The sequence below is a fragment of the Weizmannia agrestimuris genome (assembly GCF_943193165.1).
Classification (GTDB): Bacteria; Bacillota; Bacilli; order Bacillales; family Bacillaceae_C; genus Weizmannia; species Weizmannia faecalis.
Genome location: NZ_CALPDC010000004.1, coordinates 80,013 through 106,202 on the forward strand (window position 1 = coordinate 80,013; position 26,190 = coordinate 106,202).

Sequence of the window (26,190 nt, forward strand, 5' to 3'; positions counted from 1 at the left end):
GCCGGACTGCACGGGCGGGTGTTATTTCCGCCCCCTTCTTTTCGCAAACAGCAGGTAGACGCCGATTACGACAAGCACGGCCGGCCAGAAATTGATCAGGGAAGAAACATTGTTTTCGACAAGGCCGAACCATCCCATTACTTTATCGGAAAACAGGAGCAATATGGATAGCACGAGAAACAACAGCCCGTAAAACGTGCCGTCCCCGGTTTTTTGCGAACGGAGCAAAAAGCCGATGGCAATAATGAGAACAAAGACCCCGATATTATCCGGCCAAATGGCGATTTTGCCGGCAAGGTGGAAGTGGAGGCCGAACCCGACGAGAATGACCCCCGGCAAAATTGATTCCCCGTCTCGGCCCCAGTAGCCTTCGCCTAAAAAAGCGAGCCCGACAATGATCAACAGCGTCGGCCATGTAAAGTAGTCCTTCATGCCGGTGAGGTCAAAACGCTGCAAATAAAAATACAGCCCGAACCCGATCAGGATAATCGCGGAAAAAATTTTGCGGCTTTTCAATGGGACACACTTCTTTCCTTCAATCTAGATGCTTGAAACCATCGCCTGTTTCTGCTATTTTACAGGTAGGAATGGTATTATTTCAAAAGAGAAAAACGAGCTTTTTTCTTCTATTCATCTTAACATAGATCAACATTCAATCCTATGCATTTGGCAAGATAAAATGGGGGTGCCGGAGGGCAACAATGAGAATACTTACTGTCGGATTAAATTATAAATCTGCGCCGGTTGAAATCCGCGAACAGCTGTCGTTTGATGAGGCGGAACTCGCGGATGCGATGGCGGCGCTGCAAAAGAAAAAGAGCATTTTGGAAAATGTCATCGTGTCTACATGCAATCGTACGGAAATTTATGCGGTTGCCGACCAGGCACACACCGGGCGTTATTATATTAAAGATTTTCTGTCAGAATGGTTCGGAATAGATAAGGAAGCATTTGCCCCCTATCTGTTTATTTACGAAGACAACGAAGCCATTGCGCATTTGTTTAAAGTGATTTGCGGGCTTGACTCGATGGTGCTCGGTGAAACGCAAATTCTCGGGCAGGTGAGGGACAGTTTTCTGCTGGCCCAAGCATCCGGTTCAACCGGCACCATTTTTAACCGCCTGTTCAAAGATGCGGTCACACTAGCGAAAAAAGCCCATACGGAAACGGAAATTGCTTCCAATGCTGTTTCGGTCAGTTATGCGGCTGTGGAGCTTGCGAAGAAAATTTTTGGCGATATGGCTGATAAAAAAGTGGTCATCATCGGCGCCGGCAAGATGGGCGAACTGGCTGCGGAAAACATTCACGGCAGCGGTGCCACCCGGATTACCGTCATCAACCGGACGCCGGAAAAAGCCGGGCTTCTTGCCGCACGCTTCGATGGCGAGGCACTCGGGCTGGCATCTTTGGAAACGGCGCTTTTGGATGCGGATATCGCGATTACCTCCACTTCGGCAAAAGGGTACATCCTTACAGCAGACAAGTTAAAACCCATTGAAAAGAAACGGAACGGGCGCCCACTGCTGCTTGTCGATATTGCCGTGCCGCGCGATATTGATCCGGAAGCCGCGTCCCTTGAATCCGTTTTCTTGTATGATATTGACGACCTGGAAGGCATCGTGGAAGCCAACTTGAAAGAACGCGAAAAAGCCGCCCGGCAGATTGCGGACATGATTTCCGATGCCGTTTGCGCATTCAATGAATGGGTCCATACACTCGGGGTGGTGCCGGTGATCACGGCGCTCAGGGAAAAAGCGCTCGCGATCCAGGCGGAAACGATGAAAAGCATTGAACGGAAGCTGCCGGACTTAACAGAACGCGAACGGAAAGTCATCAGCAAACATACAAAAAGCATTATTAACCAGATGCTGAAAGATCCGATTCTGCAGGCAAAAGAAATGGCGGGTTCGCCGGATGCAGCCCGGAATCTAGAACTGTTCCGCCAAATTTTTAATTTAGAAACAGAAACGGGACAAGCGGAACCGGCAGCCGAAATGGCGCGGCATGCAGTCCGCCCGTCCTATTCGGGTTAACCGGGGAGCCCGGCAATGTATGCCGTATGGACGGACAGACTGCATGAAGGCATGATTTTGCTTTATGCAGCCAGTATTTTGCTTTATTTTCTTGACTTTCTCCACCGGAACCGGAAGGCTAACAAGGCTGCCTTCCGTTTTCTTTCCGTTGTCTGGGCATTGCAGACGGTTATATTTATTTTGTACATGGCTCACACCAGACGGTTCCCGGTCTTGACATTGTCTGAGGGGCTTTATTTTTATGCATGGGCATTGCTGACGCTGTCTCTGGCCCTGAACCGCCTGCTGCGCGTTGACTTTACCGTGTTTTTTACAAATGTCATCGGCTTTTTTATCATGACGGTCCACGCTTTTGCCCCGGAGAAGGTCTCACAAGGGGCAGGAAGAATGGTATCGGAACTTTTGCTCATGCATATTACGATGACGCTGATTGCTTATGTGCTGTTTTCCCTGTCCTTTGTCTTTTCCGTTCTGTATTTATTACAATATAAGTGGCTGAAGGAAAAGAAATGGAGCCACAGAATCTGGCGCCTGAATGACCTTGCAAAACTGGAGCGGCTTTCGAAATGGATGAATGCCATTGCGGTCCCGGTCCTTTTGCTCGGGCTGATTCTCGGGCTATGGTGGGCATACTTGCGGCTTCCGGCCATTCACTGGCTTGATCCGAAAATTGTCGGGTCGTTTGTCGTGCTGCTTGTATACAGTTTTCTCCTGTATGGGGGCGAACGCCGCCACATGTTCGGAAAAACACTGGCTTATTGGAATATGGCTGCTTTTTTAATCATTTTGATTAACTTTTTTCTAATTACAGGATTATCGGATTTTCATTTGTATTATTAGGAGGATTGCCGGATGAGAACAATTGTCGTAGGGTCGAGGCGGAGCAAACTTGCCCTGACGCAGACGAAATGGGTGGTGGCGAAGCTTGAACAGCTCGGACTGCCTTTTCGTTTTGAAATCAGGGAAATCACCACAAAAGGCGATAAAGTGCTCGATGTCACCCTGTCCAAAGTCGGCGGGAAAGGCCTGTTTGTGAAAGAAATTGAAGATGCCATGTTGAATCATGAAATTGACATGGCTGTACATAGCATGAAGGACGTGCCGGCTGTGCTTCCGGACGGGCTTGTGATCGGCTGCATTCCGGAACGTGAAGATGTCCGGGATGCCTTGATTTCCAAAAACGGCACCCCTTTTTCCAGCCTTAAGGAAGGGGCGGTTGTCGGGACAAGCAGCCTCCGCCGCGGCGCCCAGCTGCTTGCTGTAAGAAGCGATATCCGCATTAAGTCTGTTCGCGGCAATATTGATACAAGGCTGGAAAAATTAAAAAACGGGGATTACGATGCGATCGTCCTCGCGGCAGCCGGTTTAAAACGGATGGGCTGGAGTGCGGATACCGTCACCGAATTTTTTGATCCGGATATTTGCCTGCCTGCAATCGGGCAGGGCGCGCTCGCTGTCGAATGCCGCGCCGATGACGGGGAACTGCTCGATGCGCTCCGGAAGCTCGACAGCGCAGAAACGGCGGAAACGGTAAAGGCGGAGCGCGTCTTCCTTGATAAAATGGAAGGCGGCTGCCAGGTACCGATTGCCGGCCTTGCGAAGAAAACGGCAGAAGGCATTTCCCTCACTGCCCTTGTCGCTTCCCCTGATGGCAAAACGGTATATAAAGAAACGGTTGTCTCCCACAACCCGGTAACGGCCGGAGAAAAGGCGGCAGATATTTTAAGCCGGCAAGGGGCAAAGGCGCTGATTGAACAAGTGAAAGCGGAGCTCGGGCAGTCATGACGGCAAATGGGCCTTTAAGCGGGAAAAATATCCTGATCACAAGAGGCGGAAAAGACGGCGAAAAGCTCGCCGCACAAATTGAAGCGCTCGGCGGCACCCCTTTTGTCGTCCCGATGGTTTCCTTCCGTGCATATGCCGACCTGTCCGCATCTGTATTTTTGCGAAAACTCTCGGCATACGACTGGGTTGTGTTTACAAGCAAAAACGGGGTCCGTTATTTTTTGGAAGCATGCAGCCGTGCGGGTATAGCATGTGAGCATTTGAACATAAACTGGGCAGCTGTGGGAAAAAAGACGGCTGCCTGTATGGAACAGTCCGGTTTAAAGGTTTCTTTTGCGCCCCGGAAGTTTACGGCAAAAGATTTTGCCCGGGAATTTTTGCGGAGCGGACACCGGGCAAGCCGCGTCCTTCTCCCGAAAGGAAACATGGCCGGGACAGAAATTGCGGATTTTCTAAGAAAAAGCGGTATAATAGCAGAGGAATGGATTGTCTATGAGACGTATATGCCGGAGGGGGCAAAAGAAAAGCTTACCCGTTTGCTCGGGCGGGAGCACATCGATTTTGCTCTGTTTTTAAGCCCGTCCGCCTTCCGCCATTTTAAAGGCGCGCTTGAAGAAAGCGGCATGGATATCGCTGGGCTTTCAACCCGGATCGCAGTCATCGGCCCTTCAACCAGGCAGGCAGTGGAAAAAGCCGGCAGCCGTGCAGCGGTTTGCCCGGATGAATACACCGTCGAGGCCATGCTTGGGGCATTATGCGATTTTGTCCGTTTAGAAGAAAAATAGATAGAAACCGGCACGAACCCGGGATTGAAGCGGCCGGCCTAACAAACCGGCTGCCATGTACGGTTTTCTCCGAGAGATTACCAGCCGGGCGATGTTCGACACGAAGAAAACAAAATAGAAAAAGCGGGATTTGCCCGCGACCGTCGCAATCATTCCCAACAAGCCGGCAGCTGTGCATACTTCCCGGATAAATATGCAATACATTGCGGCATTCTACCAGTTTAGGAGGAAATAAAATGAAAGATTTACAGTTTGCCCGTCACCGTAGACTTCGCCAAAGTGCCAATATGCGGGCTTTGGTGCGCGAAACGAATTTAACAGTGAACGACTTGATTTATCCGATTTTTGCAGTTGAAGGCGAAAATATTAAAAATGAAATTGCTTCGATGCCGGGTGTGTATCACTGGTCGCTGGACCGGCTCCATGAAATCATGGATGAAGTCGTTTCCCTTGGCATTAAATCCGTCATTTTATTCGGCGTACCGAACCATAAAGATGCAACCGGAACGGAAGCGTACCACGATCACGGCATCGTTCAGGAAGCCATCCGTTTCATCAAGAAAAATTACCCGGATATCATTGTGATCGCGGATACCTGCCTGTGCGAGTACACTGATCACGGCCATTGCGGCGTTGTGGAAGATGGGAAAATTTTAAACGACCCAAGCCTTGACCTGCTTGCGAAAACGGCGGTCAGCCAGGCAAAAGCAGGCGCTGATATCATTGCTCCTTCGAATATGATGGACGGGTTTGTCACCGCGATTCGCAAAGGGCTTGATGAAGCAGGCTTTGAAGATGTGCCGATCATGAGTTATGCGGTCAAATATGCATCCGCGTTTTACGGTCCGTTCCGCGAAGCTGCTGACAGCACACCCGCTTTCGGGGACCGGAAAACGTACCAGATGGATCCGGCCAACCGGCTCGAAGCATTGCGTGAAGCACAGTCGGATGTGGAAGAAGGGGCAGATTTTCTAATCGTAAAACCGACGCTTTCTTATCTTGATATCGTCCGTGATGTGCGCAATGAATTCCGCCTCCCGGTTGTCGGGTATAATGTGAGCGGGGAGTATTCCATGGTAAAAGGCGCCGCACAAAACGGCTGGATTGATGAAAAGGCGATTGTTCTTGAAATGATCACAAGCATGAAGCGTGCCGGCTGCGATCTCATCATTACCTATTTTTCACTCGATATTGCTCGCTGGCTTGCGGAATAAACGGGAGGTTGAAAGATGCGCTCATATGAAAATTCAATCGAAGCATACAAAGAAGCGGTCACATTAATGCCGGGCGGGGTGAACAGCCCTGTCCGTGCCTTTAAAGCGGTCGGCATGAACCCGATTTTTATGGACCACGGCAAAGGCGCAAAAATTTATGATATTGACGGAAACGAATATATTGATTACGTGCTGTCATGGGGGCCGCTCATCCTTGGCCATGCCAATCCTGGGGTCGTGGATGCGCTGAAAAAAACGGCCGAAAAAGGGACGAGTTTCGGCACGCCGACGATCATGGAAAATAAACTGGCGTCACTCGTGAAAGAACGCGTACCGTCGATTGAAATCGTCCGCATGGTCTCATCCGGCACGGAAGCCACAATGAGTGCTCTGCGCCTAGCAAGAGGTTATACAGGCCGGAATAAAATTTTAAAATTCGAAGGCAGCTACCACGGCCATGGCGATTCGCTCCTGATCAAAGCAGGGTCGGGCGTTGCCACACTCGGTCTGCCGGATAGCCCCGGCGTGCCACTCGGAATCGCGCAAAATACCATTGCCGTCCCGTACAATGATCTGGAAGCCGTCCGATCGGCATTCGAGCAGTACGGAGAAGATATTGCCTGCATCATCGTCGAACCGGTTGCCGGCAATATGGGCGTTGTTCCGCCGAAGCCCGGCTTTTTGCAAGGGTTGCGCGAAGTCACATCAGCATACGGCGCCCTCCTGATCTTTGATGAAGTGATGACCGGTTTCCGTGTCGACTATCACTGTGCACAAGGCTACTTTGATGTAACGCCTGATTTGACCTGCCTCGGCAAAGTAATCGGCGGCGGCCTTCCTGTCGGCGCATTTGGCGGACGGGCCGACATTATGGAAAAAATCGCACCGACCGGCCCTGTTTACCAGGCAGGAACTTTGTCCGGCAATCCGCTTGCGATGACGGCCGGATATGAAACATTGCGGCAGTTAACACCTGAAACGTATGCGGAATTCAGGCGAAAAGCCGACCGCCTCGAACAAGGTTTTCATGAGGCAGCGGTGAAATACGATATCCCGCATACCATTAACCGGGCAGGATCGATGATTGGCATCTTTTTCACCAATGAAGAAGTCAATAATTTTGCATCAGCAAGCACTTCGGATTTGGATCTGTTTGCCCGCTACTACCGCGGCATGGCGGAAAACGGCATTTTCCTCCCGCCGTCCCAATTCGAAGGCATCTTCTTGTCCGCCGCGCATACGGACGAGGATATTGACCGTACCGTTGAAGCAGCAGAAAAAACATTTAAGGCAATCCGCGGGTAATCCTGCGGCTATGAACCGGCAAGTCCAAAAATGGATGAGCCGGTTTTTTTTGCATTCTGTCCGCTGCGGGCGAGAGAGAAGTAGCAGTAGGGAAAATTTCACGCTCTGTGGGTGGCCCGATGGTTTTTGAACGGATCACTCCGAAAACGGATGGCCGAATCAGTTCGCCTAGCTCGACCAAATCTAAGTTTTTGAACGGGTAACCTGAAAACAGATGAGCCGGTTTTTATCGATTTCTCTCCCCATCCAATATTGCAGCGAAAAAGCTATTCAAGTGATTTACGGATGCTACGGTTTTTTTGCGATCATAAAAACCCCGATTGCTTCATACAGTGTAAATGACATATTCATTGGATTTGGAGGAATTGAAGGGAGGAACCCGCTTTGCCGCAAAATCAATCGTCCATACGATTTTCATTAGAAGAATTGATTTGGTTTAAAAAAGGACAGGAAGTTGAAGAACTTTTATCAATATCATTGGATCCCCATATCACCATACAGGAATTGGAGCAGTATGTCGTGATCAAAGGCAATCTCTATTTGGCTGGGGAGTATATCGGTTGCGGGGAAGAAGAAGGGGAAGATGTGCTGTTCAGGAAGTATGTGCAGGCGGTCCAGTACCGGGAAGAAGACGGCATATTTGAATTTTACCAATCTTTCCCGGTAGATGTGACCATTCCGAAGACGAGAATTGCGGATATTGAGGATCTGGACGTCAATATAGAAGGCTTTGACTATCAATTTCACGGAACCGATTGTTTAAAAATCAATGCGGATATTGCGATTGAGGGAATATTGCAAGACAGGGATGAGGAAGAGGACGAAGCCGAAACAGCGCCATACCCGGATTTGAACGGCCGGAAACCCTATTTGGATGAGCCGGACGCAACATATCAGGCGCCTTTTAGCCATTCCGAATGGAGTTTATCAGAACAAGAAGAAGAGAGCGCCGAACCGCCCCGCCATTTTATGGAAGAAGCGGAAAGCTTTGAAGAAGTGCCTTTGCGTGCAGATGAGGAAAAAGAAGAAGAGGATGAATCTCACGCTGACCCGGAATTGTATACACCTTTTACGATCGAATCGCGCGTGGTGCCGGAAGAATCGGTTGCTCAGCCGGAACCGTACACAAACGAACTGAATGTGCTAGCACCGGTCGAACTGCCGGAAGAAGAAGAGGAGAGTCTCTTGCCGGAAGCAGGCGGAAAAGGGCCGGAAAGTGCTTCATGGCAGGCGGAAACAGCCGCGCCGGTACGGGATGAATGGCATGCGGAACCGGAGTTTTCCGGAAAAAATGAGTCTGCATCGTTGGCAGAAAGCGAACTGGTACAGAATGAGTGGCATCCTGGGCCGGAGTTTCCAGGAAAAAATGAGTCTGCATCGTTGGCGGAGAGCGGAGTGGTGCAGAACGAATGGCATGCTGAAGCGGATCTTTCAGGCAAAAATGAGTCTGCATCCATAGCGGAAAGTGAACCGGTGCGGGATGAGTGGCACGCTGAACCGGGGTTTTCCGGCAAAAACGAATCCGCATCATTGGCGGAGAGCGGAGCGGTGCAGAACGAATGGCATGCTGAAGCGGATCTTCCTGGCAAAAACGAATCGGCATCCATAGTGGAAAGTGAACAGGTGCAGAACGAATGGCAGGCCGGTCCGGAGTTTCCTGGTAAAAACGAATCCGCCTCAATAGCGGAAAGCGAACCGGTGCGGAATGAATGGCAGGCTGACCCGGTGCGGGATGAAGGGCATCCTGAACAGGAGTTGTCCGGAAAAACCGCATCCGCGTTCCGGACGGAGAGCAAAACGGCTCTGAACGAAGAATCTCTTAAGCCGGATGACGCCGGGAAGACGGAGCCCGTTTTCCGGATCGAGAGCAAGGCAATGGAAGATGAATCTTCTGCTTATCTCAAGCAAGAATCGCCTGAAAAAGATGAATCTTCTTCTGTGGCGAGCAGCGAAACGATTGCGGAAGAGTCGCCGGAAAGCGGGGAGAAAATAGAGGAAGTGCCGGAAGAAAAGGATTCGGCTGCCAAGAAGAAAAAGAAGCAAAAATACGAATCTATTTCACTTGCCGACTTTTTTGCCCGGAGAGATGAAGAAAAGCCTGCCAAGTTAAAGGTTTGCATCGTCCAAAGCGGGGAGACGCTCGACCAGCTTGCTGAAAAATACAATATCAATGTCCAGCAGATTTTAAGGATGAACCATTTGGAAGTGAACCAGGATGTATATGAGGGGCAAGTGCTGTACGTTCCCGCCAACGCGCGCGCCGAAAAAAATCACTGAACCGGAGCATTCACAGGCACGGGCGTCCAGGTGAAGGATGCATCTGAAATTCAGGGGCTAAGCGCCTGCGTAAGGAAGCGTGTAAAACGAGCTATTCTTAACCTAGATTGCGCCTATGTTCAAGCCGCGGCGAATGCGGCGCAGCGGGGGAATGAAAATGAGCAAGCGCCTATTTTTCAGGAGAAGCGCTCTAAGAAGGTGAAACGGGTGACTGACCTTTCGCAGCAGGACATCAATCGGATTGTAAAGCATTACGGCCTGAACGCTGAATATGTCGGGCGGTACGGAAAAGTGTATAAAATTTATACCGGCCAGGGCATCTTTGCTTTAAAAAAAATTGCACCACAAAACGGGATGGGGTTTATCCGGCATGTCCAGTCTCTGTATCAGCGGGGATACAACCGTATTGTCCCGGTCTATCCCGCGTTGGACGGCCGTTACGGGGTGCTGTATAACGGGGCATTATACTATTTAATGCCCTGGCTGCCAAATGAAGAAAAAGAAGCACGCGGCGAGAAACATCAAAAAATGTTCAGGGAACTCGCACGCCTGCACAGCTTGTCCGTCAAAGATACGGAGATCTCAATAGAAAAACGGCGGGAATACTATGAAGAAACCCTTTCCCGCTGGTACGGGCAGCAGGATTTTTTGGAAGAGTTCCTTGAACGGTGTGAAGAGCAGGTCTATATGTCCCCGTTTGCCCTGTTGTACTGCACCTTTTACAATGAAACGAACCAGGCGCTCAAATTCTCGATCCGGCAGCTGGAAAACTGGTATGAACAATCGAAAGAGATGGAGAAAGCGAGAACGGTGACCATCCACGGAAAAATTTCAACGGAGCATTTTTTGTACGATGAACGCGGGCTCGGGTACTTCACCAATTTCGAACTGGCGAAAAACGCTGCGCCATTTTATGACTTGCTTCCCTTCTTGTCGCGGACGCTCGATTCCTATCCGCGCCGGTTTGACGACTGCGTGGACTGGGTGAAGACCTATTTTAGCTATTTTCCGCTGAAAGAAGATGAAAAAAGCTTATTTTTCAGCTATCTCGCTTATCCCGCACCGATCATCCAAACCGTGGAGGAATACTTTGCAAATGAAGGAAAACGCCATGAAGCGAGAGCAGTCGCGAAACTGCAGGAAAAGTACTGGCGAATGAAAAATACCGAGTATGTCGTCATGCAGTTGTCACAAGGGGCCGCCCCCGCGTCATGAAAAGCAGGAACGGCCACTAAAACCATTCATACTGAAACCCGAGATAAATAAGAATAAATATGGCAAGCAGCAGAACGTCAAACGTGGTCGGAAAAATAATCGTACGGATGGCCTGAAAGACGGAGAACGGAAGAATCAGCTGCTTGCACACTTTTTTTGCATTCCGCGCCCATGTACGGACGGCCTGTTTGTCAATTTTTTTCTTCATCATCATCCACCTATCCCTCAAAAATAATGTATGAAAAGCGGGCGGATCAGTGCATCCGCCGCATATTTTTTCTAAAAATGGGCAATGCTATTGACGATTTTCAAAAAAACCGATACCATAAACTATAGTCAATTTCAAAAATCAAAGTACAATGAACGGGAAGAGTACAGATTTTGTTTCCATGCAGAGAGGGAAATCAGCTGCTGAAAGATTTCCTATGCGAAACAGGCTGGAAGGTCGCCCGGGAGTAGCTTTTGTGAAACCGAAAGTAGCAAAAGCCGGCGAAGTGCCGTTACTGACCCGAGAGTGCCGGGCATCCGTTTGCCCGTGAAAAAAGGTGGTACCGCGAACAGACTCCTTTCGTCCTTTTATGGCGAAGGGAGTTTTTGTGTTTATCCGTAAAAGACGCAGAAAGGAATGATGCAAATGGAACAGCAGGACATCAGCATGCCGACCAAATATGATCCGCAGACTGTTGAAAAAGGGCGCTATGAATGGTGGGTGAACGGCAAATTTTTCGAAGCAAAAGGCGATCCGGAAAAGAAACCGTACACGATTGTGATTCCGCCGCCGAACGTAACCGGGAAGCTCCACCTCGGCCATGCCTGGGATACGGCTTTACAGGATATTTTAACTCGGATGAAACGGATGCAAGGCTATGATGTGCTCTGGCTGCCGGGGATGGACCACGCCGGGATTGCAACACAGGCAAAGGTGGAAGCCAAACTGCGTGAAGAAGGCAAATCCCGCTATGACCTCGGCCGCGAAAAGTTTACGGAAGAAGCATGGAAGTGGAAAGCGGAATACGCTCAATTTATCCGCAAACAATGGGCAAAACTTGGCCTTGGGCTCGATTATTCGCGCGAACGTTTTACGCTCGATGAAGGGCTGTCAAAAGCTGTAAAAGAAGTATTTGTTTCGCTTTATAAAAAAGGCTTGATTTACCGTGGCGAGTACATCATCAACTGGGACCCGGAAACGAAAACGGCGCTTTCCGATATTGAAGTCGTCTACAAAGAGGTGCAGGGCGCATTTTACCATCTGGCATACCCGTTAAGCGACGGTTCCGGCACGATCGAAATCGCAACAACGCGCCCGGAAACGATGCTCGGTGATACGGCGGTCGCTGTCCATCCGGATGATGAACGCTACAAACATTTAATCGGGAAAACGATTGTATTGCCGATCGTCGGCCGCGAAATTCCGATTATCGCAGACGAGTATGTGGACATGACATTTGGTTCTGGTGCCGTAAAAATTACGCCGGCCCATGACCCGAACGACTTTGAAGTCGGGAACCGCCACAATCTCGAACGCATCCTTGTGATGAACGAGGACGGCACAATGAATGAAAATGCCGGAAAATACAAAGGGATGGATCGGTTTGAATGCCGCAAACAGATTGTGGAGGACTTAAAAGCACTCGGCGTTCTTGTCAAAGTGGAAGACCATCTCCATTCGGTCGGCCATTCCGAACGGAGCGGCGCGGTTGTCGAACCGTATTTGTCGACGCAATGGTTTGTGAAAATGCAGCCGCTCGCTGATGCCGCGGTAAAACTGCAGGCGTCGGAAGGAAAAGTCCATTTTGTGCCGGAACGCTTTGAAAAAACATACTTGCACTGGATGGAAAATATCCGCGACTGGTGCATTTCGCGCCAGCTCTGGTGGGGCCACCGGATTCCGGCCTGGTACCATAAAGAAACCGGCGAAGTGTATGTTGACACTGAGCCGCCTCGCGACATTGAAAACTGGGAACAGGATCCGGACGTGCTCGATACGTGGTTCAGCTCGGCGCTCTGGCCGTTTTCGACAATGGGCTGGCCGGATGAAGAAGCGAAAGACTACAAGCGTTATTATCCGACCGATACGCTTGTGACCGGCTATGACATCATTTTCTTCTGGGTATCGCGGATGATTTTCCAGGGGCTTGAGTTTACCGGCAAGCGCCCGTTCAAAGATGTCCTGATCCACGGCCTTGTCCGCGATGAGCAGGGGCGGAAAATGAGCAAATCGCTCGGCAACGGCGTCGACCCGATGGAAGTCATTGACAAATACGGTGCGGACTCGCTCCGCTATTTCCTTACCACCGGCAGCGCACCGGGCCAGGATTTGCGTTTCAGTTACGAAAAAGTCGAAGCGGTCTGGAATTTCGCCAATAAAATTTGGAACGCCTCCCGTTTTGCACTCATGAACATGAATGGGCTGAAATACGAAGAAATGGATCTGTCCGGTGAAAAATCAGTCGCTGACAAATGGATTTTAACGCGTTTGAACGAAACGATCGAAACCGTTACAAAACTGGCGGACAAATACGAATTTGGCGAAGCCGGGCGCGCACTTTACAATTTTATCTGGGACGATTTCTGCGACTGGTACATCGAAATGGCAAAACTGCCGCTCTACAGCGAAGATGAAGCAGCGAAGAAAACAACACGCTCGGTCCTTGCGAATGTGCTTGACAATACGATGCGGCTTTTGCACCCGTTCATGCCATTTATTACCGAGGAAATTTGGCAAAACCTTCCGCATCAGGGGGAATCGATCACAACAGCCGCGTGGCCGGAAGTGGACGAAAGCCTTACAGATGCAGCGGCCAGTGAAGAAATGAAACTGCTTGTCGACATCATCCGTTCCGTCCGCAATATCCGCGCGGAAGTGAATACGCCGTTAAGCAAAAAAATCAAACTGCATTTGAAAGCGAAAGACGAAATGGTCTTAGCGACTTTAAAACGAAACGAAGCGTACATTACCCGTTTCTGCAACCCGGATGAATTGAAAATGGGGCTTGACCTCGAGGCACCGGACAAAGCCATGACTGCAGTCGTTTCCGGCGTCGAACTGTTCCTGCCGCTTGAAGGGCTTATTAATTTTGAAGAAGAACTGGCTCGGCTCCGGAAAGAGTTGGCAAAATGGAATAAAGAAGTCGAACGCGTCCAGAAAAAACTGTCCAATGAAGGGTTCCTGAAAAAAGCGCCGGAAAATGTCGTTGCCGAAGAACGGGCAAAAGAAAAAGACTATCTTGAAAAACGAAGCACCGTCGAAGCGCGCATCAAAGAACTTGAAAACCAGTAATACAAGGGTGGAAGGCGAATTCTTTACGGATTCGTCTTCCTTGCATACGGGAGGAAAGGCATATGTTTGAAACCTATGAAGAAGCGGTTGGCTGGATCCGGTCCCGCTCGAAATTCGGGATGAAACCGGGGCTTGAACGGATGCAGTGGCTGATGGAAAAATTGCACCACCCGGAACAAAAAATCCGGACGGTTCACGTGGCCGGGACGAACGGAAAAGGGTCGACCGTCACCTTTTTGCGGAATATTTTAGAGCAGGCGGGATATACGGTCGGCACCTTTACTTCCCCGTATATTGAGCAGTTTAACGAAAGGATCAGCATAAACGGATCGCCGGTGTCAGATGAAGACCTCGTCCGGCTTACAAACGCAATCCGCCTGCTTGCAGAAGAGCTGGAGCACACAGCATTCGGTGCACCGACAGAGTTTGAAGTCATTACAGCGATGTCACTTTTGTATTTTGCCGACATCCGGCCGGTGGATATCGTTATTTATGAAGTCGGCCTTGGCGGCAGGCTTGATTCCACAAACGTCATCACACCGCTTGTCAGCCTGATTACCAATATCGGCCATGACCATATGAATGTGCTTGGCCATACGATTGCGGAGATTGCATTTGAAAAAGCGGGCATCATCAAACACGGGGTGCCGGTTGCAACAACAGCAATGCTGCCTGATGCGCTAGCGGTGATTGAAGAAAAAGCGGCAAAAGAAAAGGCACCGCTCTTCCGTGCCGGAAAGGAATTTTCTTTTGCGGAGATTGGTGGGGATTTAACCGGTGAACATTTCCGTTTTGCTTCCCCGTACGGCGCCTATGACCGCTTGTCAATCACCATGATGGGGCGCCATCAGATTTACAATGCCGCGCTTGCCGTTATGGGGGCGGAACTGTTACAGCGTATCCACCATTTCCGCATCCAGCAGCATGCACTGGAAAAAGGCCTTCTCCTCAGCAAGTGGATCGGCCGATTTGAAAAACTGCTGGATGACCCGCTCGTTATCATCGACGGCGCCCACAACCCGGAAGGCATTGACAGCCTAATCGAAACGATGGACACCCATCTGCGCGGGAAAAAAATCCGCATGATTTTTTCCGCACTCGGCGACAAAGACCTGGATCACATGATTCCAAAACTCGATCACAAAACAGACGAAATCATTTTCACAACTTTTGATTTTCCAAGAGCGATTCCGGCAGAGATGTTGTATAAGATAAGCCGTCATCAAAATAAATCATTTTCGGCCGATTGGAAAGAAACCGTACTTGCTAAAATAAAAGAAATGAAAGGCTCAAGAGATGTTTTAGTCATTACGGGGTCTTTATACTTTATTTCGAAAGTCCGGAAATACATTTTGGGCCAATCAGAAAGGAACGGGCAGAGCTGAAAAAGTTCTGCTCTTTTTTTATTTGTTCTATTTGTTGAATTACTTTCCCGGCGCTTTTTGATAAAATAAGTTTTATAGGAAATAAGACGCAGGACAAAATGCTTAGCGGAGGTTGTTATGAAAAAACCCCTTTTTAAAAACAACCGGGGATTTACACTTGTCGAAGTGCTCGCTTCGATTACGATTTTAGCGATTGTGATGCTCACAGTGGGTTCCATTTTGGCCAATAATGCGGGCGTGACAAAGAAAGCGGATGACTCGCTGTCTGCATTGCAAATTGCAACCGGGATATTAAGAGCTTACCAGAAAAAAAACTTTAATGAAGTGCAGCAGATGGCGAACACCACACAACAGGCTGATATTCAATCGGTTTTAGGGCTTGATAGTGCTGCGGAAATTTCCGGTTATAAGGCATATGTGTCCGTTTCCCTTCCGGCGGATTCTTCCCTATCTGACCGCCTCCTGCTGGTCAAAGTAAAAGTCGACAGTGGAAATCATCTAAAACCGGTTGAAGTGAAAGGGTATGTGAAAAGATGAAATGCCGGGATGAAAAAGGGCTCACTTTAGTAGAATTACTGGCGGCTGTTACCATTTCATTTATGATCATCGGGGTCATTTATGCCGTTTTAAATACGGTGATCACCCAATCCAAAAGCGACATGGCACGTAAAAATTTTGTCAAAGAACAAACGGCTATTTTGCAATACATGAACAGTGCAATGGAAAATGTGGACGACATTGAACCTGATGACGAAAATGATGACGGGACTTTTACCCGTTTCAAAGCAGTGGATGTCAATATAAATGTTGGAAGTGACGGCACCTACCAGGAAAGTTCAACTGACAAGACAATCACTGTATCAGACGGGAACTTGTCGGTAGGAGGCACGATTGTAAACAGCGATGGAATTTCACTTGACGGGACAACTTTTACGGTTGAGAATGGCAGCCTGATATGCCATTTTGTAATGAAAGACACACAAAATCATTTTGAGAAAAAGATCTATGCCGCTTATAAACTGGGCGAAGAGGGGAATCCATGATGCATGTTTTAAGAGAAGAGAAGGGATATACGCTTGTGACCGTCCTTCTCATTTTCGCAGTCGCGGCGATTATCACCGTTTCGCTCGTATCCGCATCCGTCAGCACTTTTAAAACAGTAAAAGTATCTGAAACGGGCACACAGGATAAATTAAATGCGGAAATGGTAGCGGATGAAGCGACTGCTTTAATTGAGAAACAAGTTGACAGCATCAATAGTACCATTGCGAACGGTACTGTCATGCCAAGCCAGCTGATCAGCATGCTTCAGGCAGCCATAACGGGCATACAGCAACAGAAAAACGGCAAATGCAGCATCGCATATAAAACATTGAAAGACGGGACAGCACCCGACGGCATTGTTTTGGGCAAAGTCACCATAACAGTGCCAATCGGAAAGTCCGGAAAAACGTTAACAAAGGTGATGACGCTTTCCACTGTCTCGGATGTTTTTCAATATACAGCCGTGACACCGTCGAATATGTACTTGTACGGGTCTTCTTATATTATCGGGGATGTGAATATTGGGGGGAATCTGTATGTTTCAAACTACGGGAACTATGTTGAGGGGTACACGAAATATATTCGAACTTACTATCCAGCGATCAATGGGACGTTAACAGTGAAGGGAAGATATTTTGAGGCCGAACAGCAGCCGGTAGGAACAGGAACATCGGCGCCGGTTTACAACTTTTATTCATGGAAGCCATTTGGACCTGAAAGCTTCAGCCGCTACTTTTCTGTTGCTCCGGTTGTGAAAAATCGTCAGTTAACGGTTGATAAAATAAATGTAGGCGATATGATTACAGCCAAGGCGCTGGAATGGCCGGGAAATTTAAAAATAAATTCTTACGATTCTTATAATATAGACAAGTATGGGAATGCTTTTGGCTATGATGTAACAGTCAGCCAGGTTGGCAGTCAACCAATAAAAGGAAACTTGTACGTCGGCGATGATTTAACCGTTGGGGAAAACAAAAGCCTGACTGTAAATGGGGATCTTTATGTAAAAGATGATTTGACTGTCAAAGGGAATTTAACAGTAAAAGGCAAAATTTATGTAGGCGGTGGCGCTAATTTAAACGGAGTGCTGTCGACAGGGGAAAATCAGTATATTTATATTGCCGGGAATGCGACATTGAGTGAGGTTTCAGCATTGAATTTAAACGGGGTGATGTATGTCAATGGGTCCCTTACAAGCAGCGGGGATGTCAATACAAACGGCAGCATTTATGTACGAGGAGACGCAGATGTCGAAAATTTCTCGAACAGTAGCGGCACGCTTATTTTACTTTGTGATGGAAATATTAAGTTGGCCAACAATAATTTGTATGAAGACCGTCCAAAAGTGATTGATGCTTATCTCTACTCAAATCGTGACTTGTTTGTATATGGCATCGGATCAAACTTGAAAATTAATGGGGGTATCTATGGGAATACGATTAGTTTAAGTGCATCAAGGGGATGGACGATAAATAAGTTAATCTATGAATGGTTAATTTTCAAAAGATATGAATTGGAATTTCAAAACCCCCAGCCTGCGGATCCTGCAAAGTCCAGACTCACCGTTAATTTTAAAAAAGATATGATTTTAAACCCGCCGAAAGGGATCCCGACAGTGAATAAAGTGACTTTGAAAGAAATCAATACATCAGTCCAGTAAGAGACAGGTAAAAAGATGCAGTACAATCTTCCCATTCGCCGAGATTTATAATAAAATAGTCTTAGTTGATTTTCGATAATTGGTTTTTCTGGGAATTTTGTACTCTGATAGAAACAGAGGTGGGATGATGGATCTTCTCACTGCGGCGTTTGCCGTAATTGGATTTTTATGCGTAATGGCATTTTTTGTCTTTTTTTCTTTCGGCTTTCCCAAAAAAGGGGTGGTTGTGCTGGCCGGCACCGCTTTTTTGCTGGCGCTTTTCGGCATTTTGGCGGGCAGTGTGGTTCCGCTATGGGAGAGTGGTTTAATTACTTTTTTGCTCGTAATTTGTGTGGCCTATCTGTTCGAAAAAAAGTTGGCATTTTTGTTCGCTGGACAGGATAACGATGCAGACGAATTTCCAGTATGGGATGAGCAGGAAGAGATGGCGGTTGCACGGGGAAATCGGCCGGCAGCACTGGTCTCGCCTGACGTAAATGCCGCTGTTCTTCCGGCTGAAAAAAGTGCTCCGGCCCCTGAAACGGAAGAGATTTTGCCGGAGAAAAACGGGCCGGGACCTGAAACAGAAGGGACACTGCCAAAACGGGAAGAAAAGGATGAACCCGAATGGGAAGAACTGGAGGATGCTGCGGCCGGAAACGAAACGGAAACCGCTCTTCCGGCAAACGAACAGGCGGCAGAACGCTCCGGGGAAGAAGAAATTGATTTTCTTGAAAACCGTCTGGAAATGTTTGAAGAAGCAAATGAAGAAAATAAGGCGGATCATTTGCCGGAAATGTACGAAGTTGAAGAATGGGTTGCGGAAGCGGGGAGCCCGGATATCAAACCTTTGGACGTGGCAGATGCAAAAGAGGCGGATGACCAGGATTTTGAAGCTGGTGCTGCAACCGGGCCGGTAACGTCATCCGATGTTCAATATGTTGAACAAGAAGAGATCCCGCTCCTTTCTTTTGAAAAGAAAACAGAAGCACCTGCTGAACTTTCCGGGACAGACATGCCTGACTTGGACGGACTGGAAGAAATTGGTTTAATACCTGTCCAAGAAACAACTCATACCGGGCAATCTGAAAAGTTGCGTCCGGATACGATAGATGAAGCAGCTGGCACGCCTAAGGATGAAGAAAAGGACGAACCAGAAGAAATCGGTTTAATGCCTGCCCGCGAAACCGACGATGCCGGGCAACCCGAAAAACTGCCATCAGATGCGGAAAATGAAACAGTTGGCGGCGCGAAAGGTGAAGACAGAGACGAGCTGGAAGAAATCAGTTTGGTGCCTGTCCAAGAAGCTAATCCAACTAAACAATCCGTAAATTTGGATCTGGATGCGGAGGATGAAGCAGCCAGCGGGTCTAAGGGTGAAAGCACAGACGAACTGAAAGAAATAGATGTAATACCTTTGCACGAAACCGATCGTGCCGGGCAACCCGAAAAACTGCATGCGGAAATTGAAACAGTTGGCGGTGCGAAAGGTGAAGACACAGACGAGCTGGAAGAAATCGATGTGATGCCTGACAAGGAAACCGGCCAGGCGGCAAAGCCCGAAAAGCTCTATTCGGAAGCAGGCCAGGGACGGGAACTACAAGATGAAAACGGCGCAGGTACGGGCGAAACCGTTGCCGCAAACGAAGCGGAACCGGCAGGCAACCCTGCCGTTGAGGAAGCACCGGAAACTTTAGCATCCGTGCCAAACGTGACAACGCCTATTCAAAAGCAATTGCTTGGGGTACTAGTGGAACAACTGAACCTTTACCGTCTTACGCAGCCGGCTGACGCGTATGAACAGCTAGTGAAAGCGCATTTGCACCCGCAGCTTGCACCGGAAGATTATTTCACCTTTGCAAGCCTTCTGATCGACCATTACATAGCTGAACAACAATTTGGCAAGCTGCAAGCCCTGCTGAAAGACTTGGCGGAAACCTATGCGGAATACCCGGTCATCCGCGAAGAAATCGATTTTTTAAGGACAAAATACGGTCAATAATCCATGAAGAAACAGGTGTGAGGTAGATGAAAAAAAGCACGCAAATTTTGGGCCAGCCGATCATCAGCATTTCTGAAGGCGCTGAAATCGGAAAAGTAAAGTCTTTTGTCATTAACCCGGACAAAGGATCCGTCGATTTTTTAACGATCGAACACGAAGACTGGCAAGTAAGCGTAAAAGCAATTCCGTTCAAAAAAGTGGTCGGAATCGGCGAGTATGCGGTCACCGTCGAAAGCGACAGGGCTGTCATCGATTTAAACGAAATTCCGATCGCAGACCAGCTCGTCAACAAAAAAATTCGCATTGTCGGGGCTAAAGTGATGACCCGAAAAGGGGAGCTGGTTGGCGAAGTAAAAGAATTTTACGCAGATGAAAATACGGGCAAAATTTTAGGGATTGTTTTGCAAACAGGCGAGTCGGAAACGATCCTTTCTGCTGATTTTGTGATGACGTACGGAAGAGATATTGTTGTTGTGAAAGAGGAAGCACCCGGCCATTTTCTTGACGATCCTGAAAAACTGCTGACAAAAGAAGTAGAAGAAGAGCTTGAACAACCGGGCGAAGAGGGAATGGAGGCGCTCCGGGCAAAACAAGTGGAACTTTTAAAAGGAAAGAAAGCGGTAAAAGACATTTACGCGGGAAACGGGGAACAGGTTATCGCGGCAGGAACGGTTTTGTCTGAAGAAGACATTAAGCGGGCACAGGAGGCCGGTCCGGGTGTTTTTGTCGAGTTGTCCATGCATGTTGATGAATGAAAGGCGGCGCTGAAGTGTGGGAAACAAGCGGTTTTTAAAAGTTTTTACGATCTTATTGATCAGCACAGCATTTATATTCAGTTTCTCACATTTTGGGGCTTTGGCCATTGCGAACGGATTCGGACATAAAGAAAAATATGCGCAGGGCACTGCAGCCGGAGGAATACAGCTGTCGGGACTGACGGAAGAGCAGGCCCAGCAAAAATTATCATCTGCCGTTCAGAAATGGAAGGCGTCCAATCCGGTAGAAATCGTCTATTTGGCAAAAACGGTGAAGCTTCCGGCTGAACAGCTGCATTTTTCAGTCACAGAAAGCATGCTTCGGGTAAAAAACGGGCAGGCCTCGCCGCTTGTTGTCACGCTTGACCATAATGGGCTTCGGGAACTGGTCTCAAAGTCTTTTCCCGACGTCAGCCCGGATGATGTGGATATTGCCCGGCTCGACATGGCCATATGCCACGCCGCCGCCCGGCTTGAGACTGCCAATCTTTCCTTTGATTTGTCCGGTTATGCCCTGGATGGGAATGAAAAAGAAACGACAGTATCAAAAGGTTCAGTAGCAAATGTTTCGCTTGCGGAAGCAACAGAACTCGAAAATTGGGCAAAGCAGTTTCCAAAAATCAACATTCCTGCGCACGGGATGTTTTCCTTATTCAAAACAGCGGAAAAAACAGGCGCTTCGTTTTCAAATGAAGCACTCAGCATGATTGCAACCGCCATATACGGGGCGGTGCTGCCGACCAATTTCGAAATCATTGAACGCAATACGGGAAACGAACTGCCGTATTATGCAGCGCTTGGAAAAGAAGCAAAAGTGGTGAAAGGTAAGCTGGATTTCTCTTTTGTCAACCCGAACCCAACCGCTTATCAGCTGAAATTCACGGCTCGAAACGGTACTTTTTCCGTATCTGTGGCAGGCCGGCCTTTTCTCGAAAACTATAAAATGGTGCTGAAAGATCAAAAAACGATCGACCCCGAAACAACCGTGCAATATCATCCTGCTTTAAAAGCAGATCAGTCTGTTGTCTTGCAAGCCGGAAAAGCGGGTTATTATGCCAAGGTGTTCCGCAATATTTACAGCCAGAATCACGGCCTGCTGAAATCCGTGCTGTTGGCGGAAGATTTTTATCCGCCGGTGGCACAAATCGTTGCAAAAGGCATTCCGGCACAAGCGGAAAATACGGAGGACTCATCGGAAACAGAGGATGAGTCCGGTCATGAACCGAACACGTCAACAACCGGCAGCAGTTCAAAAGGCAGCGAAAAAAGTGCCGGCACGGAGACTTCAAAAAGCAAAAAAAGTGCCGGTACAGAGGCTTCAAAAAAGAGCGGAAAAAGTACCAGTACAAAAGCTGAGACTTCAAAGGATCGCGAAAACTCTACCAGTACAAAAGCTGAGACTTCAAATGACAGCAAAGACAGCACCGGTACGGATGATAGCAAGGATAACGGGGCAGACAGCAAAAGCTGACATAAGAAAGACCCGGGACATGACAGATAAAGCGGGGGAATTCGGATGAAACAAGTGCGAAAAAGGCTTGGCGATTTATTGGTCGATGCAGGATTAATTACAGCAGAACAGCTGGAACAGGTGCTGAAGGAAAAAGGAGCGGGCCAAAAGCTGGGCGATGCGCTTCTTCAGCGCGGGCTCATTACCGAGCAGCAGCTCATTGAAGCACTCGAATTCCAGCTTGGCATTCCGCACATCAGCCTTTTCCGCTATCCTTTTGATCAGAGCATCATGAATCTTGTGCCGAAAGAAATGGCGAAACGAAATCTTATCATTCCGCTCAAAAAAGACGGGGATAAACTGTTTGTCGCAATGGCGGACCCGATGGATTTTAATGCGATCGATGACTTGCGCCTTTCGACCGGCTTCCGGATCGAACCGGCGATTGCCTCCAAAGACGATATTTTGCGGGCGATCCATAAGTATTACGACCTGGATGACAATATGGAAGAACTGCTGGACGGCATCGCTGAAAAGGAAGAGGCGACCGAAACCGCCTCCGGGGAAGAAGATTCACCCGTCGTCCAGCTCGTCAATCAGCTTTTGCAAAATGCCGTCCAAATGCGGGCAAGCGATATCCATCTGGACCCGCAGGAAACAAAATACATCGTCCGTTACCGTGTGGACGGAATTTTGCGGACGGAACGGGTGCTGCCGAAATCGATGCAAAGCGTGCTTGTGGCGCGCATTAAAATTATGGCAAATCTCGATATTACCGAACACCGCATCCCGCAGGACGGGCGCATTAAAATTGACGTCGATTTCCATCCCGTTGATATCCGGGTATCGACGCTGCCAACCGTATTCGGGGAAAAAATCGTGCTCCGGATTTTGGATCTGTCAACAGCCATCCACGATATCCGCCAGCTCGATTTTAACAAGCTGAATCTCAAGCGTTTTACGCAGTTGATCCACCGCCCGAACGGCATCATTTTGATCACAGGTCCGACCGGTTCCGGGAAGTCATCGACTTTATATGCGGCCCTAAACCATCTCAATGATGAACAGGTGAATATCATTACGGTGGAAGACCCGGTAGAGTACCAGATTGAAGGCGTCAACCAAATTCAGGTCAATCCGGCGGTCGGCATGACGTTTGGCAAAGGGTTGCGCGCGATTTTGCGGCAGGACCCGAATATTATCATGGTCGGGGAAATCCGCGACAAGGAAACGGCTGAAATTGCCATCCGCGCTTCCCTCACCGGCCATCTCGTCTTAAGTACGCTGCATACCAATGATGCGCTCGGCACGATTACGAGATTAATAGACATGGGCGTTGAGCCGTTTCTCGTTGCCACCTCACTCAGCGGTGTCGTGTCGCAGCGGCTCGTGCGCAAAGTGTGCCGCGACTGCGCAGAAGAACAGGCGCCAACAAAAAGGGAAATAGAAATTTTTAAAAAACGCGGCATCAAAATTGAGAAAATCATTCGCGGCCGCGGATGCGGAAACTGCAATATGACCGGATACAAAGGGCGGATGGCGATCCAGGAACTGTTGATGATCAATGAAAACATCCGGCGCGGGATTATGAACGGGGAACCTTTATCCAAGTTAAGGGAATATGCGATCCAAAATAAAACGATTTTTCTGCTCGACGACGGATTACTAAAGGTAAAGCAGGGGCTGACAACGACTGAAGAAGTGTTGCGCGTCGCCCTACCGGAGTAGGTGAAAGGAATGAAGGAAAAAATTGAATACTTGCTTCGCTCAGCATTTGAACTGAAAGCATCGGATCTTCACTTATCCGTTGGTGTGCCGCCGATTCTGCGTTTAAACGGCCAGCTGAAACGTTACGGAAAAGAAGTGATGACGCCGCAATTGACGGAAGGAATGGCAAAAGCGATCATTTCCGATACCATGTGGCCGGTTTTTCAGGAACGCGGGGAGCTTGATTTTTCTTACGGCATCCCGGGCGTATCCCGTTTCCGGATCAATGTGTACCGGCAGCGCAACTGCGTGTCGCTGGCGATCCGCGTAGTCCCGACTGCGATCCCGACAGTTGAAGAGCTGCATTTGCCGCCTGTATTGTATGCGTTCACGGAAAAACCGCACGGCTTAGTGCTGGTGACAGGGCCGACCGGAAGCGGGAAGTCGACGACGCTTGCCGCCATGATCGATCATATGAACAAAACGCTGCACAAACATATTATTACGCTTGAAGACCCGATTGAGTATTTACATAAACACCAAAAATGCATCATTGACCAGCGTGAAGTCGGGTTTGACACGCAAAACTTTTCGAACGGCCTGCGCGCGGCACTCAGGCAGGACCCGGACGTGATTTTAGTCGGGGAAATGCGCGATCTTGAAACGATCCATACAGCGATTACGGCAGCGGAAACCGGGCATCTTGTCCTTGGCACGCTACACACATCGGGCGCGCCGTCGACAATTGACCGGATCATTGACGTTTTTCCGCCGTCCCAGCAGGCGCAAATCCGCATCCAGCTGGCAAATGTTTTAGTTGGGATTATTTCGCAGCGTCTCTTTCCGACAGCCGACAATAAAGGGCGGAGGGCTGCAACGGAAGTGCTCGTCAACAACGCGGCCATTGCCAATCTGATCCGCAATGAAAAAGTTCACCAGATCGTGAATGTGCTGCAGACGAGCCGCGCACTCGGGATGCACACGCTTGAAACCGATGTGAAGGAATTGCTTGCAGCGGGCGCGATTTCTAAAGAAGCGGCGGAACCTTATTTACAGGAGATTGTCCAAAATGCCACGATTTAAGTATGAGGGAAGGACAAAAGCCGGGAAGAAAAACGGCGTCGTCACGGCCGAATCGAAACGGGAGGCGCTGGTCAAGCTGCGCAGTCAGGGCGTCCGTGTGCTCCAAATCAACGAGCTGCCGGAAACGTTAATGACGATGGAAATTAGCCTCGGCGGCAGGGTGAAACTGCAGGATTTTGTCATTTTCCTCCGCCAGTTTTCAACACTGCTGAAAGCCGGCGTAACCGTCGTCGATTCCACAAGCATACTCGCCAGCCAGACGAGCAGCAAAACATTAAAGAAAACGCTTTTGGCCGTCGAGGAAGATTTGCGCAGCGGGATTCCGCTTTCCCAGGCGGCCGCAAAACATAAAAAAGTGTTTACCCCGATGTTCATTAATATGGTTTACGCCGGTGAAGCGGGCGGCAATCTTGACGGTACATTGGAAAGGCTCGCAACCTACTACGAAAAGCAGCACCGCACAAGGCAAAAGGTAAGGTCGGCGCTGACGTATCCGGCTTTTGTCGGGGTGATGGCGATTGTTGTCGTTATTTTTATGCTTGTAAAAATCGTCCCGACCTTTGTGTCAATGCTCAAAAACTATAACGCCAGCCTGCCTGCGGTTACGCGCCTTGTCTTGTCTGCAAGCGGGTTTATGCAGCACTACTGGTGGCTCGTCGTGCTGATTTTGATCGGGGTGTACGTGCTGCTGGTCGTTTTGCGCAAAAACAAAACGAGTAAATTTTATTTGGACTATGCGATGCTCAAATTCCCGATTTTCGGCAAACTCGTCCAAAAATCGATCATTGCCCGGATGACGCGGACATTGAGCTCGTTGTTTTCCAGTTCCGTGCCGATTTTACAGGCATTGTCGATCGTGGAGGCAATCGTCGAAAACGAAGTGATGACAAAAGTGCTCCGCCAGGCCCGCGATGCGCTGGAAAAAGGGCAGTCGATGACAGAACCGATGCGGCGCCACTGGGTCTTTCCGCCGCTTGTCACGCAGATGATTGCGATTGGTGAGGAAACCGGTGCGCTGGACGCCATGCTTGGCAAAGTCGCCGACTTTTACGAAGCAGAAGTGGAAGCCGCTACCGACCAGATCAAAGCGCTGATTGAGCCGTTTATGATCGTTATCCTGGCAGCCGTTGTCGGCACGATCATTGCCGCAATTATGATACCAATGTTCGAAATTTATAATAATGTTCAATAAATTGATCAAAAAAAGGTAGGATTATGCAACACAACCATG

Annotated in this window: 21 protein-coding genes and 1 other annotated feature; of the genes, 19 read left to right on the plus strand and 2 right to left on the minus strand. The window is 48.9% G+C overall.

The window, feature by feature from the left end; genetic code table 11:
- Nucleotides 1-21 precede the first annotated feature (21 nt).
- Complete coding sequence (locus tag NFR98_RS03655) at nucleotides 22-516, minus strand: LiaI-LiaF-like domain-containing protein (RefSeq protein WP_014097839.1); 495 nt, start codon at nucleotides 514-516, stop codon at nucleotides 22-24.
- Between the two features lie 185 nt (nucleotides 517-701).
- Here NFR98_RS03655 and hemA point away from each other — a divergent pair, with 185 nt between their 5' ends.
- The 8 genes from hemA (at nucleotide 702) to ysxE (ending at nucleotide 10,614) form a co-directional block, all read left to right on the plus strand.
- Nucleotides 702-2,033: a glutamyl-tRNA reductase gene (hemA, locus tag NFR98_RS03660; protein ID WP_014097840.1), complete on the plus strand. Its 1,332-nt coding sequence runs from the start codon at nucleotides 702-704 to the stop codon at nucleotides 2,031-2,033.
- A gap of 15 nt (nucleotides 2,034-2,048) precedes the next feature.
- Nucleotides 2,049-2,873 carry a cytochrome c biogenesis protein CcsA gene (gene ccsA / locus NFR98_RS03665; RefSeq protein ID WP_014097841.1) on the plus strand — a complete coding sequence of 275 codons (825 nt, stop codon included), beginning with the start codon at nucleotides 2,049-2,051 and terminating at the stop codon, nucleotides 2,871-2,873.
- Between the two features lie 12 nt (nucleotides 2,874-2,885).
- A complete protein-coding gene (gene hemC, locus NFR98_RS03670) occupies nucleotides 2,886-3,818 on the plus strand; it encodes a hydroxymethylbilane synthase (RefSeq protein ID WP_014097842.1) in 933 nt (310 codons plus the stop codon).
- Complete coding sequence (locus NFR98_RS03675) at nucleotides 3,815-4,603, plus strand: uroporphyrinogen-III synthase (RefSeq protein ID WP_017551081.1); 789 nt, start codon at nucleotides 3,815-3,817, stop codon at nucleotides 4,601-4,603. Before hemC ends, NFR98_RS03675 begins: the two co-directional genes overlap by 4 nt.
- Nucleotides 4,604-4,839: 236 nt before the next feature.
- Nucleotides 4,840-5,817: a porphobilinogen synthase gene (gene hemB, locus NFR98_RS03680; RefSeq protein WP_014097844.1), complete on the plus strand. Its 978-nt coding sequence runs from the start codon at nucleotides 4,840-4,842 to the stop codon at nucleotides 5,815-5,817.
- Nucleotides 5,818-5,832: 15 nt separating this feature from the next.
- Complete coding sequence (gene hemL, locus NFR98_RS03685; RefSeq protein WP_014097845.1) at nucleotides 5,833-7,122, plus strand: glutamate-1-semialdehyde 2,1-aminomutase; 1,290 nt, start codon at nucleotides 5,833-5,835, stop codon at nucleotides 7,120-7,122.
- Nucleotides 7,123-7,506: 384 nt separating this feature from the next.
- Nucleotides 7,507-9,399 (plus strand): LysM peptidoglycan-binding domain-containing protein, encoded by a 1,893-nt coding sequence (locus NFR98_RS03690; protein ID WP_251459708.1) that lies wholly within the window; start codon nucleotides 7,507-7,509, stop codon nucleotides 9,397-9,399.
- A gap of 198 nt (nucleotides 9,400-9,597) precedes the next feature.
- Complete coding sequence (ysxE, locus tag NFR98_RS03695) at nucleotides 9,598-10,614, plus strand: spore coat protein YsxE (protein WP_251459710.1); 1,017 nt, start codon at nucleotides 9,598-9,600, stop codon at nucleotides 10,612-10,614.
- 16 nt (nucleotides 10,615-10,630) lie between these two features.
- Here ysxE and NFR98_RS03700 read toward each other — a convergent pair whose 3' ends face one another.
- Complete coding sequence (locus NFR98_RS03700) at nucleotides 10,631-10,822, minus strand: YszA family small membrane protein (RefSeq protein WP_014097848.1); 192 nt, start codon at nucleotides 10,820-10,822, stop codon at nucleotides 10,631-10,633.
- Between the two features lie 142 nt (nucleotides 10,823-10,964).
- Nucleotides 10,965-11,193: a binding site (T-box leader), on the plus strand.
- Between the two features lie 55 nt (nucleotides 11,194-11,248).
- On the opposite strand from NFR98_RS03700, the gene NFR98_RS03705 reads away from it, so the two are divergent.
- The 11 genes from NFR98_RS03705 to NFR98_RS03755 all read left to right on the plus strand — a co-directional run bounded on the left by NFR98_RS03705 (nucleotide 11,249) and on the right by NFR98_RS03755 (nucleotide 26,151).
- Entirely contained in the window at nucleotides 11,249-13,894 is a 2,646-nt protein-coding gene (locus tag NFR98_RS03705; RefSeq protein WP_251459712.1) for a valine--tRNA ligase, read from the plus strand.
- Nucleotides 13,895-13,956: 62 nt separating this feature from the next.
- Entirely contained in the window at nucleotides 13,957-15,279 is a 1,323-nt protein-coding gene (locus tag NFR98_RS03710; RefSeq protein ID WP_251459714.1) for a bifunctional folylpolyglutamate synthase/dihydrofolate synthase, read from the plus strand.
- Nucleotides 15,280-15,396: 117 nt separating this feature from the next.
- Complete coding sequence (locus NFR98_RS03715) at nucleotides 15,397-15,816, plus strand: prepilin-type N-terminal cleavage/methylation domain-containing protein (protein ID WP_013859827.1); 420 nt, start codon at nucleotides 15,397-15,399, stop codon at nucleotides 15,814-15,816.
- Nucleotides 15,813-16,322, plus strand: coding sequence for a type II secretion system protein (locus NFR98_RS03720; protein ID WP_251459716.1), 510 nt, complete (start codon nucleotides 15,813-15,815; stop codon nucleotides 16,320-16,322). Before NFR98_RS03715 ends, NFR98_RS03720 begins: the two co-directional genes overlap by 4 nt.
- On the plus strand, nucleotides 16,322-17,983 hold the full coding sequence (locus tag NFR98_RS03725; RefSeq protein ID WP_251459718.1) for a bactofilin family protein: 1,662 nt from the start codon (nucleotides 16,322-16,324) through the stop codon (nucleotides 17,981-17,983). Before NFR98_RS03720 ends, NFR98_RS03725 begins: the two co-directional genes overlap by 1 nt.
- Nucleotides 17,984-18,110: 127 nt before the next feature.
- A complete protein-coding gene (locus NFR98_RS03730; RefSeq protein ID WP_251459720.1) occupies nucleotides 18,111-19,964 on the plus strand; it encodes a hypothetical protein in 1,854 nt (617 codons plus the stop codon).
- A gap of 26 nt (nucleotides 19,965-19,990) precedes the next feature.
- Complete coding sequence (locus NFR98_RS03735; protein ID WP_251459722.1) at nucleotides 19,991-20,719, plus strand: PRC-barrel domain-containing protein; 729 nt, start codon at nucleotides 19,991-19,993, stop codon at nucleotides 20,717-20,719.
- A gap of 16 nt (nucleotides 20,720-20,735) precedes the next feature.
- Nucleotides 20,736-22,190 carry a VanW family protein gene (locus NFR98_RS03740; RefSeq protein WP_251459724.1) on the plus strand — a complete coding sequence of 485 codons (1,455 nt, stop codon included), beginning with the start codon at nucleotides 20,736-20,738 and terminating at the stop codon, nucleotides 22,188-22,190.
- A gap of 45 nt (nucleotides 22,191-22,235) precedes the next feature.
- Nucleotides 22,236-23,897: a GspE/PulE family protein gene (locus NFR98_RS03745; RefSeq protein ID WP_251459726.1), complete on the plus strand. Its 1,662-nt coding sequence runs from the start codon at nucleotides 22,236-22,238 to the stop codon at nucleotides 23,895-23,897.
- 9 nt (nucleotides 23,898-23,906) lie between these two features.
- Entirely contained in the window at nucleotides 23,907-24,959 is a 1,053-nt protein-coding gene (locus NFR98_RS03750; protein WP_251459728.1) for a type IV pilus twitching motility protein PilT, read from the plus strand.
- Complete coding sequence (locus NFR98_RS03755) at nucleotides 24,946-26,151, plus strand: type II secretion system F family protein (protein ID WP_251459730.1); 1,206 nt, start codon at nucleotides 24,946-24,948, stop codon at nucleotides 26,149-26,151. The genes NFR98_RS03750 and NFR98_RS03755 overlap by 14 nt, the downstream gene beginning before the upstream one ends.
- Nucleotides 26,152-26,190: the final 39 nt, after the last annotated feature.

Bases quoted from the DNA above. Each gene is read 5' to 3' on its own strand.
- hemB (WP_014097844.1), top strand. From the start codon at position 4,840: ATGAAAGATTTACAGTTTGCCCGTCACCGTAGACTTCGCCAAAGTGCC.
- NFR98_RS03735 (WP_251459722.1), top strand. From the start codon at position 19,991: ATGAAAAAAAGCACGCAAATTTTGGGCCAGCCGATCATCAGCATTTCT.
- hemC (WP_014097842.1), top strand. From the start codon at position 2,886: ATGAGAACAATTGTCGTAGGGTCGAGGCGGAGCAAACTTGCCCTGACG.
- NFR98_RS03720 (WP_251459716.1), top strand. From the start codon at position 15,813: ATGAAATGCCGGGATGAAAAAGGGCTCACTTTAGTAGAATTACTGGCG.
- NFR98_RS03715 (WP_013859827.1), top strand. From the start codon at position 15,397: ATGAAAAAACCCCTTTTTAAAAACAACCGGGGATTTACACTTGTCGAA.
- NFR98_RS03675 (WP_017551081.1), top strand. From the start codon at position 3,815: ATGACGGCAAATGGGCCTTTAAGCGGGAAAAATATCCTGATCACAAGA.
- hemL (WP_014097845.1), top strand. From the start codon at position 5,833: ATGCGCTCATATGAAAATTCAATCGAAGCATACAAAGAAGCGGTCACA.
- NFR98_RS03725 (WP_251459718.1), top strand. From the start codon at position 16,322: ATGCATGTTTTAAGAGAAGAGAAGGGATATACGCTTGTGACCGTCCTT.
- NFR98_RS03705 (WP_251459712.1), top strand. From the start codon at position 11,249: ATGGAACAGCAGGACATCAGCATGCCGACCAAATATGATCCGCAGACT.
- NFR98_RS03700 (WP_014097848.1), bottom strand. From the start codon at position 10,822: ATGAAGAAAAAAATTGACAAACAGGCCGTCCGTACATGGGCGCGGAAT.
- ccsA (WP_014097841.1), top strand. From the start codon at position 2,049: ATGTATGCCGTATGGACGGACAGACTGCATGAAGGCATGATTTTGCTT.
- NFR98_RS03755 (WP_251459730.1), top strand. From the start codon at position 24,946: ATGCCACGATTTAAGTATGAGGGAAGGACAAAAGCCGGGAAGAAAAAC.
- NFR98_RS03730 (WP_251459720.1), top strand. From the start codon at position 18,111: ATGGATCTTCTCACTGCGGCGTTTGCCGTAATTGGATTTTTATGCGTA.
- NFR98_RS03745 (WP_251459726.1), top strand. From the start codon at position 22,236: ATGAAACAAGTGCGAAAAAGGCTTGGCGATTTATTGGTCGATGCAGGA.
- NFR98_RS03710 (WP_251459714.1), top strand. From the start codon at position 13,957: ATGTTTGAAACCTATGAAGAAGCGGTTGGCTGGATCCGGTCCCGCTCG.
- NFR98_RS03750 (WP_251459728.1), top strand. From the start codon at position 23,907: ATGAAGGAAAAAATTGAATACTTGCTTCGCTCAGCATTTGAACTGAAA.
- hemA (WP_014097840.1), top strand. From the start codon at position 702: ATGAGAATACTTACTGTCGGATTAAATTATAAATCTGCGCCGGTTGAA.